21 protein-coding genes are annotated in these 17,553 nt (G+C 51.5%); 12 read left to right on the top strand and 9 right to left on the bottom strand.

Annotated features, from left to right (window positions below; all coding sequences use genetic code 11):
• Window positions 1-32: 32 nt before the first annotated feature.
• The 3 genes from rpiA to RHJ31_RS08650 all read left to right on the top strand — a co-directional run bounded on the left by rpiA (window position 33) and on the right by RHJ31_RS08650 (window position 2,006).
• Window positions 33-740: a ribose-5-phosphate isomerase RpiA gene (gene rpiA, locus RHJ31_RS08660; RefSeq protein WP_302676323.1), complete on the top strand. Its 708-nt coding sequence runs from the start codon at window positions 33-35 to the stop codon at window positions 738-740.
• Between the two features lie 135 nt (window positions 741-875).
• Entirely contained in the window at window positions 876-1,310 is a 435-nt protein-coding gene (locus RHJ31_RS08655) for a hypothetical protein (protein WP_302676322.1), read from the top strand.
• A gap of 420 nt (window positions 1,311-1,730) precedes the next feature.
• Entirely contained in the window at window positions 1,731-2,006 is a 276-nt protein-coding gene (locus tag RHJ31_RS08650; RefSeq protein ID WP_310828395.1) for a hypothetical protein, read from the top strand.
• Between the two features lie 100 nt (window positions 2,007-2,106).
• On the opposite strand, the gene RHJ31_RS08645 is transcribed toward RHJ31_RS08650, so the two are convergent.
• Genes RHJ31_RS08645 through RHJ31_RS08635 form a run of 3 tightly spaced genes read right to left on the bottom strand, consistent with a single transcriptional unit; the run spans window position 2,107 to window position 6,000 of the window.
• Window positions 2,107-3,045 (bottom strand): 5'-nucleotidase, encoded by a 939-nt coding sequence (locus RHJ31_RS08645; RefSeq protein WP_225901520.1) that lies wholly within the window; start codon window positions 3,043-3,045, stop codon window positions 2,107-2,109.
• Complete coding sequence (locus RHJ31_RS08640; RefSeq protein ID WP_302676319.1) at window positions 3,029-4,903, bottom strand: tetratricopeptide repeat protein; 1,875 nt, start codon at window positions 4,901-4,903, stop codon at window positions 3,029-3,031. Before RHJ31_RS08640 ends, RHJ31_RS08645 begins: the two co-directional genes overlap by 17 nt.
• A gap of 2 nt (window positions 4,904-4,905) precedes the next feature.
• Window positions 4,906-6,000 (bottom strand): glycosyl transferase, encoded by a 1,095-nt coding sequence (locus RHJ31_RS08635; RefSeq protein WP_302676318.1) that lies wholly within the window; start codon window positions 5,998-6,000, stop codon window positions 4,906-4,908.
• 303 nt (window positions 6,001-6,303) lie between these two features.
• Here RHJ31_RS08635 and RHJ31_RS08630 point away from each other — a divergent pair, with 303 nt between their 5' ends.
• Both RHJ31_RS08630 and RHJ31_RS08625 read left to right on the top strand, forming a co-directional pair.
• Window positions 6,304-6,801 carry an orange carotenoid protein N-terminal domain-containing protein gene (locus RHJ31_RS08630; RefSeq protein WP_206199593.1) on the top strand — a complete coding sequence of 166 codons (498 nt, stop codon included), beginning with the start codon at window positions 6,304-6,306 and terminating at the stop codon, window positions 6,799-6,801.
• 79 nt (window positions 6,802-6,880) lie between these two features.
• Complete coding sequence (locus RHJ31_RS08625) at window positions 6,881-7,297, top strand: nuclear transport factor 2 family protein (protein ID WP_302676317.1); 417 nt, start codon at window positions 6,881-6,883, stop codon at window positions 7,295-7,297.
• On the opposite strand, the gene RHJ31_RS08620 is transcribed toward RHJ31_RS08625, so the two are convergent.
• The 3 genes from RHJ31_RS08620 to RHJ31_RS08610 form a co-directional block, all read right to left on the bottom strand.
• Entirely contained in the window at window positions 7,266-7,640 is a 375-nt protein-coding gene (locus RHJ31_RS08620; protein ID WP_206199595.1) for a hypothetical protein, read from the bottom strand. The genes RHJ31_RS08625 and RHJ31_RS08620 overlap by 32 nt on opposite strands.
• A 91-nt stretch (window positions 7,641-7,731) precedes the next feature.
• Window positions 7,732-8,250, bottom strand: coding sequence for a phosphohistidine phosphatase SixA (gene sixA / locus RHJ31_RS08615; RefSeq protein ID WP_206199596.1), 519 nt, complete (start codon window positions 8,248-8,250; stop codon window positions 7,732-7,734).
• Between the two features lie 34 nt (window positions 8,251-8,284).
• Window positions 8,285-9,544, bottom strand: a complete 1,260-nt coding sequence (locus tag RHJ31_RS08610; RefSeq protein ID WP_149820708.1) for a bifunctional oligoribonuclease/PAP phosphatase NrnA — start codon at window positions 9,542-9,544, stop codon at window positions 8,285-8,287.
• A 113-nt stretch (window positions 9,545-9,657) separates the two neighbouring features.
• On the opposite strand from RHJ31_RS08610, the gene RHJ31_RS08605 reads away from it, so the two are divergent.
• Window positions 9,658-10,566 (top strand): ChaN family lipoprotein, encoded by a 909-nt coding sequence (locus tag RHJ31_RS08605; RefSeq protein WP_302676316.1) that lies wholly within the window; start codon window positions 9,658-9,660, stop codon window positions 10,564-10,566.
• 1 nt (window position 10,567) lies between these two features.
• On the opposite strand, the gene RHJ31_RS08600 is transcribed toward RHJ31_RS08605, so the two are convergent.
• On the bottom strand, window positions 10,568-11,248 hold the full coding sequence (locus RHJ31_RS08600) for a response regulator transcription factor (RefSeq protein WP_206199599.1): 681 nt from the start codon (window positions 11,246-11,248) through the stop codon (window positions 10,568-10,570).
• 145 nt (window positions 11,249-11,393) lie between these two features.
• Here RHJ31_RS08600 and RHJ31_RS08595 point away from each other — a divergent pair, with 145 nt between their 5' ends.
• On the top strand, window positions 11,394-12,119 hold the full coding sequence (locus RHJ31_RS08595; RefSeq protein ID WP_206199600.1) for a hypothetical protein: 726 nt from the start codon (window positions 11,394-11,396) through the stop codon (window positions 12,117-12,119).
• Window positions 12,120-12,159: 40 nt separating this feature from the next.
• On the opposite strand, the gene RHJ31_RS08590 is transcribed toward RHJ31_RS08595, so the two are convergent.
• Complete coding sequence (locus RHJ31_RS08590) at window positions 12,160-12,852, bottom strand: hypothetical protein (protein WP_302676314.1); 693 nt, start codon at window positions 12,850-12,852, stop codon at window positions 12,160-12,162.
• Window positions 12,853-13,543: 691 nt separating this feature from the next.
• Between RHJ31_RS08590 and coaD the strand changes: the two genes are divergently transcribed.
• Entirely contained in the window at window positions 13,544-14,050 is a 507-nt protein-coding gene (gene coaD / locus RHJ31_RS08585) for a pantetheine-phosphate adenylyltransferase (protein ID WP_206199602.1), read from the top strand.
• Window positions 14,005-14,643, top strand: a complete 639-nt coding sequence (locus tag RHJ31_RS08580) for an ATP synthase F0 subunit B (protein ID WP_206199603.1) — start codon at window positions 14,005-14,007, stop codon at window positions 14,641-14,643. Before coaD ends, RHJ31_RS08580 begins: the two co-directional genes overlap by 46 nt.
• 25 nt (window positions 14,644-14,668) lie before the next feature.
• On the opposite strand, the gene RHJ31_RS08575 is transcribed toward RHJ31_RS08580, so the two are convergent.
• A complete protein-coding gene (locus RHJ31_RS08575; RefSeq protein ID WP_302676313.1) occupies window positions 14,669-15,628 on the bottom strand; it encodes an alpha-E domain-containing protein in 960 nt (319 codons plus the stop codon).
• 57 nt (window positions 15,629-15,685) lie between these two features.
• Between RHJ31_RS08575 and RHJ31_RS08570 the strand changes: the two genes are divergently transcribed.
• From RHJ31_RS08570 to pdhA, 3 genes are all read left to right on the top strand, one after another.
• On the top strand, window positions 15,686-16,018 hold the full coding sequence (locus RHJ31_RS08570) for a DUF565 domain-containing protein (protein WP_206199605.1): 333 nt from the start codon (window positions 15,686-15,688) through the stop codon (window positions 16,016-16,018).
• Between the two features lie 27 nt (window positions 16,019-16,045).
• The gene (locus RHJ31_RS08565) at window positions 16,046-16,288 is read left to right on the top strand and encodes a hypothetical protein (protein ID WP_302676312.1); all 243 of its coding nucleotides are present in this window, start codon (window positions 16,046-16,048) and stop codon (window positions 16,286-16,288) included.
• 128 nt (window positions 16,289-16,416) lie between these two features.
• Window positions 16,417-17,445: a pyruvate dehydrogenase (acetyl-transferring) E1 component subunit alpha gene (pdhA, locus tag RHJ31_RS08560; protein WP_206199607.1), complete on the top strand. Its 1,029-nt coding sequence runs from the start codon at window positions 16,417-16,419 to the stop codon at window positions 17,443-17,445.
• The last annotated feature ends 108 nt before the right edge of the window (window positions 17,446-17,553 follow it).

Below are 17,553 nucleotides of genomic sequence, written 5' to 3'. Positions count from 1 at the left end.
GGTGCTTTTGGAAAAAATGAGGGAATTCGCCCATGAGTGAGGATGCAGTCAAACAAATGAAGCAGGCCGTTGCCAAAGCCGCTGCCGATCGCGTGCACTCTGGAATGATTGTTGGCTTGGGCACTGGGTCAACCACCGCCTTTGTCATCCAATTTTTGGGCGATCGCCTGCGCAATGGGGAACTGAGCAACATCGCTGGTGTGCCCACCTCGTTTCAAGCCTCTGTCCTCGCCAAAAAGTATGGCATTCCCCTAGTCACCCTTGATGATGTGGAGAAATTAGACATCGCCATTGACGGTGCCGATGAAGTGGATCCCGCCAAAAACTTGATCAAAGGGGGTGGGGCGGCTCACACCCGTGAAAAAATTGTTGATTCCCTTGCGGATCAGTTCTTGGTGGTGGTGGACAGCAGTAAACTGGTGCAGAAATTGGGTTCTACCTTCCCTGTGCCCGTGGAAGTGTTACCCTTTGCCGTGGCTCCGGTGACTCGTGCCCTGAAAGCTCTTGGGGGGCAGCCTGAACTGCGCATGGGGGTGAAAAAAGATGGCCCAGTGGTGACGGATCAAGGCAACCTTGTCCTTGATGTCAAATTTGATGACATTTCTAACCCCGCCGAACTAGAGAAAACGATGAACAACATCCCCGGTGTTGTCGAAAATGGCCTGTTTGTCAACGTGGCCGATGTCATCCTCATTGGTGAGATTGTGGATGGCCAGCCCCGTGTGCGTGAAATGGCCTAGCAGTTTTTCCATTTCCTGCGAGGAAGCAACAGTTACTTTCCGGTGATCAATCTCTCAACCCATCAGTGATTGAGGTCTCAGGCGGCGACAGGATTGCCATCAATAATTGGGGTATCCACTCCATAGGAGCCTCCAATGTCTCTCCACTCCTTCACCCGTCGGTTGATCACCCTAAGCAGTATTGTGGTTTCAGGTGTTGTGGTTGCTACTACGGCAGCACAGGCAAACCCACCGATTATCGTCAACTGCAACAGCAGTGGCCAAGTTTGCGATCAAATGGCGCATTACAACTTCCGCTCTGAAAGTCCGTATTGGGATTATGCCCTCCAAGTCACTGCGCCTGCTACCCACTGCTCGGAAGTGAAATATTTCACCACCAATCGTCAGGGACAGCGGGTCGAAACGGAGTTCCTTGGCCCCAACCGTTCAGCCTTTTTGCCCATTGGTGGCAACTGGGAGCGGGGGAATCACACGATTCAAATTGGGGCGATTGGACGGCAAGGTGGCTGTAATGTAGGCACGCTCAGTTCATGGGGCATCCAAGTGCAGCCTGCCGTTGTTCCCCGCTAATGAGGAATAAACTCCTAGAAACTTAACTCATCTTCATCTATTCAAGGGTCGGTGGCAACGACACTGACCTTTTTTTGTGCTTATTTTTAGCGCACTTTACCAATTTTCATTTATTTTACTTCCGCGTTAATATAGCCTCTCCCTGAGCGGATTGCAACCCCCTGTTCCGAGGGATCCCCTGCGAGGGGTGTCAAATTATTTTCTACAAAGCTACTAAAAATACTCAAAGCCTCCTATAGAGAGACTCCGAGGGATTCAACGCCAAAATCAGACTTTAGGAAATTTGAATAGATCCGTCGGCAGAGAAAATTTAATTGAACTCTTGGGGGCGATCGCTCGTCAAGTTATTGGGAAAAATTCTACTTGAGGATTTGTGCCATGCGATTGCGTTGGTTGGTATTGGCATTAGGAGTGGCAGGAATGTTGAGCACAGGAGCGATCGCCAGCCGTGCTGGTAAGGAGGTGCCCGCCACGCTTACGGGTCGAATTACGGCGGTTGTTGATGATGATGAAGTCTTACTTGAGGCCAATAACCAACGCTACAAGCTCGATCTACCGGATGCCTGCAAACCTGCCCTGCGCAATGGCGTTCTTAGGGTGGGCGGCGTTGTTACTGCCAGTGGCAAACTTGAACTTGATGATCGCGAGCTAGATGTTTCCGTTGTTCAGATGAATGGGCGTCGGGTCTGCCCATAATAAATGCCGCCAGCGTACTGCCAATAGCACTGCTTGGTGGTACGGGGAATTGCGGTCAAGTTCCGATAGCGATATTGGAAGCCTTCACGATACCCTTGGGTTAGGGAGGGAGAATGTCACAATTGCGCACCCCAAAGGGGACATGCACTGAGGGAATCGAACCCGCTGCTGATTCTAGATGGGTCAGTTGATCATCAAAGAAGATATGCGGTTTGAGTTGCTTGAGAACCCGTATTTTCTCCATACCGCCAAGGAAAAAGGTTTCATCCGGCATGACGCCCCAACTGTTGAGGGTGGTCACCACCCGTTCACTAGCAAGGATATTGCGTGCGGTCACAATCGCAATCCGTAACAGCCGCTGATAGCTGGCATCCTGCTGCTCTTTTGCCATTTCCAATTGTTGAAAGGCTGCCAGTTTCTTAAAAAGATCACTCAAGGGTCCCGGATTATGGGGAATGTTGGCCTTTTGCAGTTCATGGGCTTGAAATTGCTCGAGATCCCCTTGGCGAAAGACGGCTTCCGCTTCATCATCCGCTAGCACACCATCAAAGTCAAAGGCAATCCGTAACTCAGCATCGTCTTCGTGATCGGTAATAGGCGATCGAATCACCATGCCCGCTGGATACCCAGCCGCGATCGCCTGCTGCACGTCCTTGGCATTTGCCGAGAGAAACAGAGACACATTAAAGGCAGGAATGTAGGGATGGGGGGATTTGCCGCCCAAAAATGCGGCGCGGGTAATGTTCAGACCGTAGTGCTGAATTGAATAGAAGACCCGCTGACCAGTATCGGGATCGTTTCTGGAAAGGAGCACGACCTCCACGGGTTCTTGTTCGGGATAGGCACGGTTGAGATTCAAGAAGCGGCGAATAAAGGGAAATGCCACCCCCTTCGGCAAGACATCGTATTTCCTTTCCCGCTGAAATTGGCGGTACTTTTCGGTCCCCTCATTGCGAAAGACATCATCCGCCTCCCCCAAATCAAAGAGGGCACTGGAGGCCACCGCAATCACTAATTTCTTCTCAATTGGATACCCCATTGCTGAGCATCCGATAGTGGGATTCAAGAGCAGTCCGCAATTGGGCGATCGCCCCTTGCCAATCTCCCCGCTGCGGCTGGCGAATTAACTGCGCCGAAGGATACCAAGGCGATCGCGATCGCTGCCAGAGCCACCGCCAATCCGCCACAAAGGGCAACAGGATCCACAGGGGCTTCCCTAGGGCACCCGCCAAGTGTGCCACAGCCGTATCAATTGTTACCACAGCATCCAACTGCTGGATCAACAGCGCCGTATCCAGAAAATCCCCCATGTAGGGCTGGCAGTCAATCACTCCCGCCTGCTGCAATTGTTCACCCTCGAGGCGCGATCGCTCCTTTTGCAGGCTATACCATTGGACATCAAATTCCCGCAGCAGAGGCAGGAAGTACTCAAGGGGACAAGACCGCTGCGCCGTGGTGCGCGTTTGACTATGGCTAGCCCAGACCAAACCAATCCGCGGTTTGGACACATGAAAAATACTGCGGGGCAGGGGGGTGGGTAAGTGAAAATAGGGACTGAACTTGGGAAAGTGGTCTTTATCAATACCTAGGTAGCGCGGCAGACTCAGCAGGGGGGTATGGTAATCAAAGGGGGGAGGCGTCTCCTCGGTGCTTATCACTTCAATCCCCGGCAGTGTTTGACAAAGACGCACCAAGGGCGGGTAAGCAGCAAAAATCACCCGTTGGGCACGCCGCGCCATCAAGGGCAGTAAGCGCACAAACTGAATGCAATCCCCTAGCCCCTGCTCACTATAGACAAAGAGGGTTTTCCCCTCTAGGGATTGACCTTGCCAACGGGGTTGCGGATAGGTGCGTAATCCTCCAGTGGGTTGCTGCCAGCGCCATTCATATTCTTCCCATCCCTCTGGGAAATGTCCCAGCAGCAGCAGCACAAGGGCAAAGTTGAGGCGCACATCCACTGCATCGGGGTCTAAGGCAACGGCCTGGCGAAAGTGATGGAGAGCTGCTTGCGGATCCCCCGTTTCCAAGAGCGCTGTGGCCAACCCGGCATGAGCCGCACCATTGAGGGAGTCAAGACTCAGACAGCGTTGGTAGTAGCTGATTGCTCCCGTAAAATCCGCTTCGCTGAGGCAAATTTGACCCAGTTGCAATAGCGCCTGTTGGTGCTTGTTATCCCGCAGGAGCACTTCTTGGTAGCGATCGCGCGCCGCCGCGAGGTTACCCTGTAGATGCAAAGCGTACCCCAGATTGTAGTGGGCTGCCAACAGTTCTGGATTAGCACTCAAGGCGGCCTGAAACTGGCGAATCGCTGCCTCATAATTTTTCAGTTCAAGATAGACACTGCCCAGATTGTTGTGGACATCGGCTTGACCCGCTTCAAGGTACAGTGACTGTTCGTAGCAAGCACTCGCTTCTGTGAGTTTGCCTTGGGCGTGTAGGCAGAGGCCTAAGTTATACAGCGTTGTGGGCAAGTCGGGATTCAAGGATAGGGCTTTTTGGTAGCAGGCGATCGCCCGTTCAGTGTCCCCCAAGTCCAGATAGGCATTTCCTAAGTTGCTATGGGCTTCCACCCACTCCGGCTTCACCTCAAGGGCGCGTTGGTAGTGGGGTAGCGCAGCCGCCGGTTGGTGCAGCAAATCATGGAGAACAACTGCCAAGCGATAATGGGAAGGGGCATGCCACGGCTCAAGGGCAATAGCCTGCTCATAGGCTGCCTGTGCCTCAAGGGGCTGTGCCAGTTGTTCAGCAATTAACCCCAATAGGTAATAGGCCTCTGGCTGCGGGGTCTCTTCAATAACTTGACGTGCGCACTGTTGTGCTCCGCTCCAGTGCTGTTGTTGATACAGTTGCCAAGCCTTTTTTAGCAGCGAGGCGGTTCGCCATCTAAAGATACCCACGGCTATTGTGATGAGCAGTTATTCAAATAATAGGCAACAGCGGTGGCGATCATAGAATTGCCATTGAGATCCAAGGGGGTGGGGTCTTGGGGCGGCTGGGGTTCTGCGTGCAAAAAGTGCCAGTGACCACCAAAAAATTCTTCATGGGTGAGAATTTGATGGAAATGATGTGCCTGCAATCCCGCCACCAAAACAGGCCCTTCAGCAAAATCATCACGACGAATCGTTGCCACCGGTACCCCCAAGCGACAGGCCTCCGCGTAGGTGCCATAGCCGGGCTTGGACACGACTCGACCACAGAGAGGCATCACATCCACCGGGCGCAATTGGCGGCCACAGAGCTTCCGTAGGTTCGGTAAGTCCTCAGGGGCACTGGTATCAAAGGTAAGGAACTGCCAATCCGGAAACCCCTTGAGGGTCTCATAGGGAATCGCTTGCAAGCTCAGGCCGCCAAAGGTTAAAAGAACTGTGCGATCGCGGGGAGTGGTGAGGCCAAGGCGCCGCCGCAACTCCTCTGGCTCAAAACGCGGTTCGGCTCCCGTCAGTCCCACGGATTCCTTGTGGGGAAAGGCATTGAGGGGTTCCGCAAAGGGCAGTTGAAACAAGCGATCGCACCCGCTATAAAGATTACTCACCCAATCCGCAATCTCGCTAAAGTCATCGCCAAAGGAGCGATAGATAAAATCCCAGCCAAAGTTACTAACCATCCAACAGGGCACCCCCGCTGCATGGGCGATCGCCACCGCCAAAGGGGGAATATCCGCTAGCACCAACTGTGCCCGATTTTGCTGAATAAACTCTGCCTCGGCGCGGATCAACTCAGGGGCTGCCGCCTGAAGTTCCAAGAGCTTGGCACGGGTTGCGGGCAAATCCATTTGCAAACTATCGGCTTGCACCACCCCCAGATCAAGGGAACGGGGACGATGAATAAACTCCCCCTCCAGATTCGCCTGCAACAACCAATAGGGAGCTGCCGTCACGATCAGTGGCAAGAGATCGGGCACTTGGCGGCGAATGGCATTCACCAGCGCCGTTGTCCGCGCCACATGACCAAAGCCATGGTTGGTGATTGCTACGTAGAGGGTTGGTCGAGCCACAGGCGTGTTCTTGCCAAAACCGATGCAATCTTAACATTTGTAACAACTCTCGATTGGTGTGCCAAACCGCTTTTTTCTGAAGAAGTGGGAACAGGCGGGGAACAGATGGCTCAAATCAGACCCGTCTCGCTCTGGGTGGCTACAATAGATTTATTTCATTCTATCCAAATGAAGCATAAGATAGATTTATTTTCGGTATTTATAAACTTGTGTTGCTTTTTATGAAGATATGTAACATACTGTTGACTAGGAGGCAGAGATAAGCATAGCAACACGCTAGACGTTCAACATCTCTGAAGCTGTATGACCTATACCACCGATACTCGTTTCACTCCCTCGACACTGGCCACAGCCGTTCAAGAGGTTACCACTCTTTTCAACTGCCTGAGTGTGGATGACAAACTAGGACTTCTGTGGTTCATCTACACCGAAACGGGTCGTTCGATTACAGCCGCCGCCCCCGGTACGGCTCGCCTACAACTGGCGGAAGGGCTGCTCAATCAGGTCAAAGCACTCAGTTTTGATGATCAACTTCAATTCATGCGCGACTTGGTGGCCAATGTGGACACCCCTCTCACCCGTGCCTACGGTGTCTTTAGCCCCAACACCAAGCTCGCCTTCTGGTATCAACTGGCAGAACTGATGAAACAGGGGTTTGTGGTACCTGTGCCCCCCGGTTATACCCTCAGCCGCGATGCTGATCGCGTGTTTGCAGCCATCAAAGCCCTTGACTTTGGTCAACAGATTACTGTGCTGCGGAATGCAGTGGTCGCCATGGGTGTGGATCCACTTGCCGTCTAATTGAGATGCCATGGGTTACGCAAGGGGGCAGCTCGCTCCCTTTTTTTGTCCAGATACAAACCACTGAGGAACTGAAACCATGACCCACCTTGTTCAAGGCAGTCCTATTCTCGGCATTGATGAACCGACGCTGATCGCCTATTTTGCTGCCCTCAACGAGGAACGCTACGAAGATGTGGCCGCCCTGTTTGCTGAAGAAGGAGTTCTCTATCCGCCCTTTGAGGATGCCGTGGTGGGTCGGGGGGCGATCGCCCACTATCTCCACTTAGAAGCCGTGGGTATGCGGGCAGAACCCCTTAAAGGAGAACTACTAAGCACAGAGGGCACAGAACGTCGCTACCGTCTAGTGGGCAAAGCCAAACTTCCCCTCTTTAGCGTCAATGTGGCTTGGCAATTTGGCCTCAATGCTGAGGATCAAATCACATTTGTGAAAGTCGATTTGCTGGCAACCTTGGAGGAACTCCTCAGCTATCAGCCTCTACGTCAGCAGCGCTAGGGCGACCGGAAAACACCTCGGACTCTAAGGCCTCCACGCGATCGCGCAAATTGTGGAGAATGCCCGAATGACTCAGGCGCACCGCTGCCAACTGTTCCCGTAGGCGATCGTAGTTTTCGGGCAGTTGTTGACGCAGATGAATCACTTCACGGCTGAGGGCATTCACCCGTCGCTCTAGATCCGCCAGCCGTTCAGGCAAATGCTCCGCTTGAATATAAAACTTGCAGACAATGTCAACAATTGCCGCTTCAAGGCTAGTAAATTGATGCTCCCGCTGATAGGCATACAGCCAACTGAGAACATCGGGCGGTAAATGCTCCGTAATTTCCGACTCAGAATTCACGATTCTATCCTGTGGCAGGCTGTACTTCTATTGTGTCGCTTTAGGGAGAGCAGTGGCGAGAGGGTCGAAGCATCGGAATGGACACCTGTAGTCAGGCAAGGCCACTGCCATTGAGTAAAAACTTGGGAGGCGTCAGCCAAAAGAGTTGACTATTACCAAGGGGATCGGTTTCTGGAATCTGCAGGCCAATAATGCCGGCTTTCTTGAGCTGGAGGTGTCCCAAGGCTTTGCCACAGATGAGCAGTTCTGCCCAGTGACTAAGATTGGGTTCATGACCCACGGCAATCAGGGCTCCCTCATGGTCTTGACGCCAGTGGTTCAGCCACTGCAGCCAATCTGGCAAACGACCGCTTGGCGCCAACAGGTCAGAAATCATCAGATCGGGGGCAACCCCCACTTCAAGGAGAATTTCTGCGGTTTGCCGTGCCCGCACTAGTGGGGAGGAGAGAATCAGTTCTGCTTCAATGCCTAGATCCAATAACCGCCGCGCAATCTGCTGGGTTTTCTTTTCGCCTTTGGCCGTCAGGGGGCGATCGCTATCACTGCCTTCAAACACTTCCCGTTCGACCGCGATTCCGTGGCGGAAAAAAAAGACTGTTAGCTCCGTCATAAAGACCTAAAACTTGATTACTACAAACAGTGCCTTACTCCGTACCGTGGAGGACATTGTTCTTCGGATTGACGAGGTGGAGGAGCTTCTGCTTAATCTGCGTATCGTAAACGCTCCACTTGAGTTTAGCGTATTCTGGATTTTCATTGAGACCCGACAAGAAGCCCACGGGAATTTCAAAACCGCCGGCCTGGGAGCGACCGCCACCAAAGAAGCGTCCTTGGCGATCCTTACCAAAGGCCTCTTTGATAAATTCGTCGGGGTCAAGGGTAATTTTTGTTGTGCGCAGCGAACCGATAATCAGTTCCACTTCTTCATCTTCGTCGTGGACGAGGCCATAGACAACGGCAGTGTGGACGTTCTCTTCAGTCACAAGGAAATCCGCCGCTTGGGGAATGGCATCGCGGTCTTCGTAGCGGATATAGCCCACGCCAGAAATTGAGAAATTGTTGTGAATGGAGCGGTTTTTCAGCGATCGCTCGATCACATCCATCACCTGCTTCGAGCGGTGGGACTGCAAAATGGTGTTCAGTAGTTGATAATCAATAAAACGACTCAGGAAGGCGGCTGCGAGAAAGTCCTCTTCTTTGGCTTGTTTGAGGCAATCGGTGTCAGAGCGCAGGCCATGCATCAGAGCCGTGGCACATTTCACGTGAACTGGGTTGCTACTGTCGAGGGTGAGTAGCCCCGCTTGCAGGTATTGGGTAAAGATGGTAGCCGTGGCGCGGGTCGTGGGTCGAATGTCTGTAAACTCGGCTTGAATGGCTTCTTGGAGACTGTGGTGATCAATGATGGCGATCGCGGGCAGGCCTGCCTCCTGTACCATGGGCAGCAATTGACTGGTGGTGCCTTGGTTGTCAATGAGAACGTAGCCTTGGTAACAGGTACAATCCCGCTGATCTTTATTTTTCGTACCTTGCACCGCCCAGCGCACAAGGGGCATCCCCGTCAGCCGCACTAGGGTGATATTCTCCTGATGGCTCAGGGCACCGGCGTAGGCAATATCGCACTGAATCTCAAACTGCTCAGCAATGAGTTTATAGGTCCATGCCGAAGAGAGGGCATCGGGGTCAGGAAAATCTTGGAGAATAATCAACTGCCGCGTACCGCGATGGCGTTCCAACATTTGCCGCAGCGCTTCGGCACGGGGGTCACTCAAGCGAACTTCCGCCTTGGCCAATTCTGTAGAGGTCGTCTCCGATTTCACCAGTGCGTTACCATTCAGTTCAGGATGAGTAGAACCGACGTCACTGGCAGCGGGGTCACTGAGTTCAAGTGGATAGGGAGATTGCATAGTTGTTTCAGCGTTGGATAACAGGGTTGAACCCAATGGGGAACGCGCAGAAGATAATTGTCGTCACCATACCGTCAACGACTCTATCTCGATCTTGGCAGATATTTTATCGTTTGGCATCCCCCCTTGGACAGCGGTTGCGCCAGTGGCGATCCTCCCCTGCTTGGCAGCCTTTAGCTTTTACTTTAGCGATCGCGCTGTTTTTGGCGGGAACCCACAGTGTGAAAGCGCAGCAGGTGTGGCGAGGCAGTGAATTGGTATCCTTGCAGCGAGCCTACGATGAGTGGCAGCAGAAACACATCCTCTATTTGGGTGAAACCCATGACAGCGCTGCTGACCATCAGGCGCAACTGTTGATTTTGCAGGAATTGCAACGGCGGGGTCGCCCCCTAGCGATCGCCCTAGAAATGATGCAGCGTCCCTTTCAAGCCGCCCTCGATGCCTACATTGGCGGTGAAATTACGGAAATGGAATTGCTGGAGCAAACCCAATATGCTCAGCGCTGGGGCTTCCCTTGGTCGCTCTATGCACCGATTTTTCGCTTTGCCAAGGAGCAGCAGATTCCCCTAATTGCCCTGAATACGCCCACCGAAGTCACCCGCCAAGTGGCACGCCAAGGTCTCGAGAGCTTAGGGGAAGATGATTTTCGCTATATTCCACCCCTATCAGATATTGACTTGAGCAACACTGCCTATCGCGATCGCCTGCAGGAGATTTTTGTTGCTGCCCATCAAGGGATGAGCCACAGTATGAATTTTGACTTCTTTTACCAAGCTCAAGTCCTTTGGGATGAAACCATGGCCAAAGTCATTGCTAAACAGCATCAGCGGCATCCCGATCGCCTGATTGTGGTGCTGACGGGGCGGGGTCATGTTTATTTTGGCGATGGCATTCCCCAACGGGTACAGCGACGGCTCTCCCCCAACCTCCGCCAAGCAATTATCCTCCTCAACCCGACAGCAACGGAAAAAGCCCAACCCCGCATTGCCGACTGGTTCTGGCAAAATGATCCCTCTCTCTAACCTAATCAGCCAAGCCATGTTCAAGGGCAAAGCGCACGAGTTCTGTGCGGCTACTGGTACCGGTTTTCACAAAGAGGCGACTGACATACTTTTCAATATTGCGAACACTGGTATTCAGTTGGCTGGCAATTTCCTTATTCATCAGACCCTTGACCACCAGTTGCAGCACACTGGCTTCGCGGGGGGTGAGATCCAGTTGAATTGGGGGAGCCGTGGGATTGCGTTTGCCCTGTTGGACGAGCATTGCCCGCAGTTCGGCAATTTGTTGGGCTAGATTGGCCAGATTGGGTTCGGCCTCATCGCGAGCAGCCGCTTGCCGCCGCAGCAGATTTTTAATGATGGCCACCAGTTCATCGGGGTCAAAGGGTTTGGCTAGGTAGGCATCACAGCCAGCATCATACCCTTGGATGCGATCGCGCTTCATGCCCCGCGCTGTGAGGAAGATAACGGGAATATGGTTGAGATGGGGCTGTTGGCGCACTGTTTCCAAAAAGGCATAGCCATCCATCTGCGGCATCATAATATCCGTAATAATCAGGTCGGGCACATTGGTTTCTAGGTACTCCAGAGCCGCTTGACCATTGGCCACTGCTGTTACTTCAAAGCCACTGTCCTCTAAATAGGCCGTTACCGCCTCGCGCACCCCCGGCTCATCATCCACCAGCAATAATTTTGCTGTCATTGGCTGTCTCCTATGCCCGTAGGACTTAATTTACAGCCCTTTTCACACGGATGGAATACGCTCAGCCAGTGCTCATCTGTGTACCCCAGAAAAGGACTGTATTTATGCTCTAACATAATTGGCAATACCTAGGTGGAATAATTGAATGGCGATTATTGCGCTGCGGGCATGGTACCTACCGCAGTATGAACCCCTCGAACACATCGAGCAACGCCCCCACGATCTACGGCTCAACAAAAGTAGCTTGCTGAAAACGGCATTGCGGGCAGATTTTCTCGATGACTTAGAAACGGTGCAGCGTTCGGAGTGGTTTCAACGCTATCGCCTTGGGGAAACGGTGGAATTTTATATTGAGGGCAGTGGCAGCTATACAATTGCCAACATTGATGTTCTCAGTCATGAAATCTATTTCATCAAGAGCGATCGCCTGAGTTACTTGGAACCAACCCTCTTTTTCAGTGCCGCCGATAGCCCCAGTAGTGACGAGATTCGCACCGCCCTCAAAGCATTTGTGACCAATACCCCTAGTCGCTTCCCCTTGGAACTGGTCGAAAGCCCACGCTCAGCCACGGCTCCTCTGCGTCTGGATAGTCCCGTGATCACCCAATTGCGTCGCTCACTGCTCTTTATTGCAGATGGGAGTGGGAATGAACAGTTGCATGCAATGGTTGCCCTCGAACTGGGCTATGCCCTAGCCAGTAAACGCCGCAATCAACTCCTTGTTATTCAGCAGGAGCACCCCAGCCAGCGGGCGCCTCTTCCCATTGAAGTTCCCAGTCGCCAGCGCCTCATCTATAGCCATTCCCAAGAGCTAGCCGAGAAGTTGCCCACCGTACTGCAAACGCTCCTAGAACCTTTTGATTTCCATTGATATTTGCATAGGGAAGCCCGTTTCGGGAATAACCTGACCGTTAACGAACGAGATCGTAGAGCAGGTGGGAAGGAACTCCTGCCGCCAAGAGAAGGCGCGGTAGAGTGGGCAGGACACGACAGCAATGCCGAATGAAATCATGGATCCACCGTTGCAAGGTTTCGACTTCATAGTTGGTTAAAAGTTGATCGTGGGGCGTGAAGTTACGGTTGTGGAACTGCTCCACTTGAATTTGCGCCAACCAGCTTTCACGGGGTCGTGTCAATAACCAATAGTTAGTGACAATCATTTTGCCAAGGTAGCGTACCGTTACTGCTGTAATTCGCCGACAGTATTCATAGTAATCAGCAAGGTTTGTCGATTCATGGTTTACCCTAGGCACAGGAATCTGCTCTTGAGTTTCCGCAACCTGACTAAAGAAAGACATCAAATCTGTTAAGGCACTGTGGGAGACAGGAAGTTGAATACCAATGAGGTCAAAAATTTTTTGCTCAATCTGTTGAAGCTGGTGAGTGTGATGTGGTTCGTTAACTTTTATTTTTTGATGTAACTCAATGAGAAATTCTAATTGATTCAGTTGTGGATAGGTTAAATGATCTAGATTAATGTAACGCTCTAGGTATTCTTCCTCAATGCCCAGTGGATGTGTGTCACGGGCAACATAGGATTGAATGGCGGGATGCTCTGCCAGTAAGCGCCGCATATAATAGCGAGTGACTGGAGAAATATTCATAGCGGGAACCCTCATAGTTAGGACAGGACATAGCAGAAAAAGGGAGAGAGGCACGTGACATGCACGTACTTTCAGGTGTGTAAGAAGTTAAGTCAATATAGTTATTCAAAAAACTAATCATCGTCATCAGGGAAACACCAATCACTTCAGATTTACAAGTAAATTTACGGTATTTAAGTTAAAAGCGGTATTTAAGTTAAAAGAGAACTCTAACTGTGTTGGATGAAACATGTTTCTGTTATAAATGCTCAGATCTGAGATCGTCAAGTATTGATTGATACAAATAGTGTCAAGTATTGATTGATACAAATAGTTTTGCGTCACCATTCTGTAACATAGCCGCTACGTGACACTGCAAAATTTAAGAAATCGTTTACATTAGTTCATATTGAGCCTAAATTTGGTAGCTAAGGCTACAAATGTTGTCAATAAATGATTTGATTTTTTATATTCTGATTACAACTCTTTACATTAATTTTTATTAATTGCAGCAGCTCCATTTCTATCCACAGACGGGGATCATTCATCCCCTTGGTTGTAGGGTTGATCGGCAAAGATACAGTCAGAAAATTTCTGGGGCGATCGCGAGTGATCTGCCAATGCAGCAATGGTATCCGCTGTTCCGAGAAATCAGCGATGATTGTCTTACCCTTGATGCTGTTTAACCTCTCATCTCGTTATTGAGCCGCCTATGCTTGCTGTTTATCCTGGAAGCTTTGATCCCATTACCCTAGGGCACTTGGACATTATTGAGCGGGGTGCTCGTCTCTTTAGTGAAGTGATTGTGGCGATCGCCCATAACCCTCAGAAAAAAGCCCTCTTTAGCGTGGCGCAGCGGATCAAACAAGTGCAGGCGGCAACTGTCCACTTAAAAAATGTGCGGGTGGATACCTTTGATGGCCTCACCGTTGAGTACGCGCGATCGCAACAGGCAACAGTTCTTCTGCGGGGGCTACGGGTTCTGTCGGACTTTGAATACGAGCTGCAGATGTCCCACACCAATAAAAGCCTCTGGCCAGAGATTGAGACCGTGTTCCTCACCACGTCCAATGAGTATAGTTTCTTAAGTAGTAGCTTAGTAAAAGAAATTGCCCGATTTGGCGGTAATGTTCGTCATCTAGTACCAGCCACTGTTGCAAAGGATTTAGAAGCATGCTTTACTCAAACGCCGATCGCATCTCAACGACCACTGGAGTAAATGAAGCGCTTGATGTCCCTTCCGTACCGCTGCAACTCCTGCAACAATTGGAAAAGCTGGAAGAACTCCTGATTCTCGAAGGGACGAAGATCCCGCTGACCGGCCGCAAACTCATTGATGAAGAGCAGATCCTAAACCAACTTGCCCACATTGAACAGGCGATCCCCGAATCAGTGAAGACAGCGCAGCGGATTCTCAATCAGCGGGATGAGATCATTAAACAAGCCCAGCACCGCGCCCAAGAAATTATCCGTGCCGCAGAGCAACGCGCTGCCCAAATTGCCGATGAACTGCGGATTCGCCAGCAGGCAGAACTCGAAGCCCAGAAAATTCGCCAGCAGGTGCAGCAAGAGGTGGAGTTTATGCGCCAGCGCGCGATCGAGGAAATCAATCTGCTACGGCAAAACACAGAAAAAGAACTAGCCCATCTGCGCCAAGTGACCCGCCATGAATGTCAAGAGCGGCAACAGGAAGCGGATGCCTATGCCGATCGCACCCTTGCGGAAATGGAACGCCAATTCAAGGAAATGCTAGCGGTGATTCAAAATGGGCGCCAATACCTCAAGCAGCACCAAGCCCACCGTCAACCCTAGGCAATACCCCAATTCAATTGTCACGCTAGCGGGCTTTCACAGGCTCTAGGGTAAAAAACGTTTGAAAAATTTGCGTATCCACCTCATTCATTTGCTGCTGCAAGTGATCGAGGAACTCGTGCATGCCTTGACCAATAATTTCATCAATCGTCAAATAGTCCAGTTGCGATCGCAGGCGTCCCAGTTGGCGTTCCACGGGCTGGTGCCAGCTCCCCAAGGGCGTCCCTGTAATTTTGTAGAGGGATTTTTCCACCTGCAACAGACAAAAGCGGATCGCGCGGGGAAACTCGGCATCGAGAATCAAAAACTCTGCGACCCCTGCGGGTGTAATCCGATGCGAACCCCGTTTACGATACATCTCATAGGCACTGGCGGACTTGAGGAGCGCAATCCAACCCAATTCATCAATGGGCGTGCCCACATCTTCCACTGAGGGCAACAGCAGATAGTATTTCACATCGAGAATCCGCGAGGTCTTATCGGCTCGCTCCAGTAGCCGCCCCATTTGACCAAAGTGCCACGCTTCATTGTGGCTCATCGTACTATCCATCACGCCGGCAAAAAGGTGACTGGCCTGTTTCACTTGCTTCAAAAAGCTGGCAATCTCCAATTGATCCGGGGCTTTAGCCACCTCCCGCACCATTGTGTAGAAGGCATTCACCTGCTGCCACATTTCTGAGGAAATCACCTCGCGAATGGATGTGGCATTCTCCCGTGCCGCCCGCAGACAGGAGATGATCGAGTTGGGATAGGTGGTGTCAAAGGTGAGGAACTGAATCACATTTTCAGCCGTGGCCGTGCCATAGTGTTCCTGAAAAAAGGGCAAATCCCCCGTTGTTAGCACTAGGGGATCCCATTGACTGGAAAGACTCGTGGGCAGATCCAGCAGCATGTTCAAGTTGACATCAACAAAACGAGCAATATTCTCTGCCCGCTCAATGTAGCGATTTAACCAATAGACCGCATCGGCAACACGACTTAACATATACTGGCAAGCATTCACTCTCTGCCCACTCTAGCAACCTTTTCCCGTCCTGAGTATATGCAGCAAACCCGTCTTAATACCCTGCTTGATCGTTTAGGCGCCGGGATTCAGGAGCAGTTAAAAAATCCGTGGCGACGGCTAGCAACACTGAGTATTGCGTTTCTCTTTGGGGTGTTCTTGGGCTTAGCCATTTCCTCGAGTGCAGGTCAATTGGGCTATTTAGATATTGTGGCCTCGAGCATCGTAGCAATTATTGCTGAAGTGATTAGTGCTATGTTCTATAGCGATCGCTGGAAACTGCGGCAAACTCTCTTTGGCGAAATTCTCAATGCCTTGAAGTTCGGTCTCCTCTATGGTTTGTTCCTCGTTGCCTTCCTTCTGGGAAGTTAGTTGCTAATTCAATTGGAAACCTCATGAATGAGTATTGCGGCAATTTTAATCGCCATTCCCGACAATGAACCGCCAGCAGACCTTGAAGCACTCATCGCCGCCGCAGAGGAAGGAGACTTACCCAGTTGCATCCTAGAAACTGCATGGCACGGTCTGCAAACGACCCTAGCAAAACGTTTTGACCAGAGGCAATGGCTGCTGCCCACATCTATCCTGCTTCTCTTTTTAGCAAACCAGCAAGGGGCAGGAATACTCATTTACTGTGATTAGCAGAGGCTGGCATTCCCTTGTCACTCCCATATTTAAGAAAAGGGCTGTAATTTGAGTACAATAGTGTGATGCCAACGGCGGCTTGCCCTGTTGGTACGGCGTTTACCCTAAGTTGATCACTGCCTGCTATGGTTCAAGAGCGTAGTCTGCCCTCTTTGTCCATTCCCCAAACCACGATTACTCGTGAGCAGGGGTTAATGCTCTATGAAGATATGGTACTGGGGCGCACCTTTGAAGATAAGTGTGCCGAAATGTACTACCGGGGGCGGATGTTTGGCTTTGTCCACCTCTACAACGGTCAAGAGGCTGTCTCTACAGGTGTGATCAAGGCGATGCGTCCCGATGATTACGTGTGCAGTACCTATCGCGATCACGTTCATGCCCTGAGCGCCGGTGTTCCTGCCCGTGAAGTAATGGCTGAACTCTTTGGCAAGGCGACGGGGTGTAGCAAAGGCCGGGGCGGCTCAATGCACCTCTTTTCTGCTAAGCATAATCTCTTGGGGGGCTTTGCCTTTGTCGCTGAGGGGATTCCAGTCGCAACGGGGGCAGCATTTCAGACGATGTACCGCCGTCAGGTGATGGGCGATGCCAAGGCCGATCAGGTCACCGCTTGCTTCTTTGGTGATGGTGCCAGCAATAATGGCCAGTTCTTTGAGTGCTTGAATATGGCAGCCCTCTGGAAATTACCCATTCTTTTCGTGGTGGAAAATAACAAGTGGGCGATCGGTATGGCCCATGAGCGTGCCAGTTCCGAAACAGAAATCTACAAGAAGGCCAAGGTCTTTGGCATGGTGGGTGAGGAAGTGGATGGCATGGATGTGCTGGCGGTGCGTACAGTGGCTGAGGCAGCGATCGCCCGCGCCCGTGCCGGTGAAGGCCCCACCCTAATTGAAGCTTTGACCTACCGTTTCCGGGGGCACTCCCTTGCCGATCCCGATGAACTGCGCTCCAAAGAAGAGAAAGAATTTTGGCTGAAGCGCGATCCGATCAAAAAGCTGGGTGCCTACCTCGTGGAGCAGGAACTGGCCACTAGCGAAGACCTGCGTGCCATTGAGCAAAAAGTACAAGCGATTGTGGATGATGCTGTGGCCTTTGCTGAGGAAAGTCCTGAGCCTAAGCCCGAAGAACTCTACGACTACATCTTTGCGGATGAATAGGTTGGCTACTCCCAGCAACGGGGGCATTGCCCGAAAAATAGGACAATTTTGCAACAGGAGCAAACTCACGCGGTAAAACGGTTCGGACAATCTCGGACAAAGCAATAT

It is taken from the genome of Thermosynechococcus sp. JY1331, assembly GCF_031583475.1.
In the GTDB taxonomy this organism is placed as follows: domain Bacteria; phylum Cyanobacteriota; class Cyanobacteriia; order Thermosynechococcales; family Thermosynechococcaceae; genus Thermosynechococcus.
Note: the sequence above shows the minus strand (reverse complement) of the source record. Positions and strands in the feature narration are given on the sequence as shown.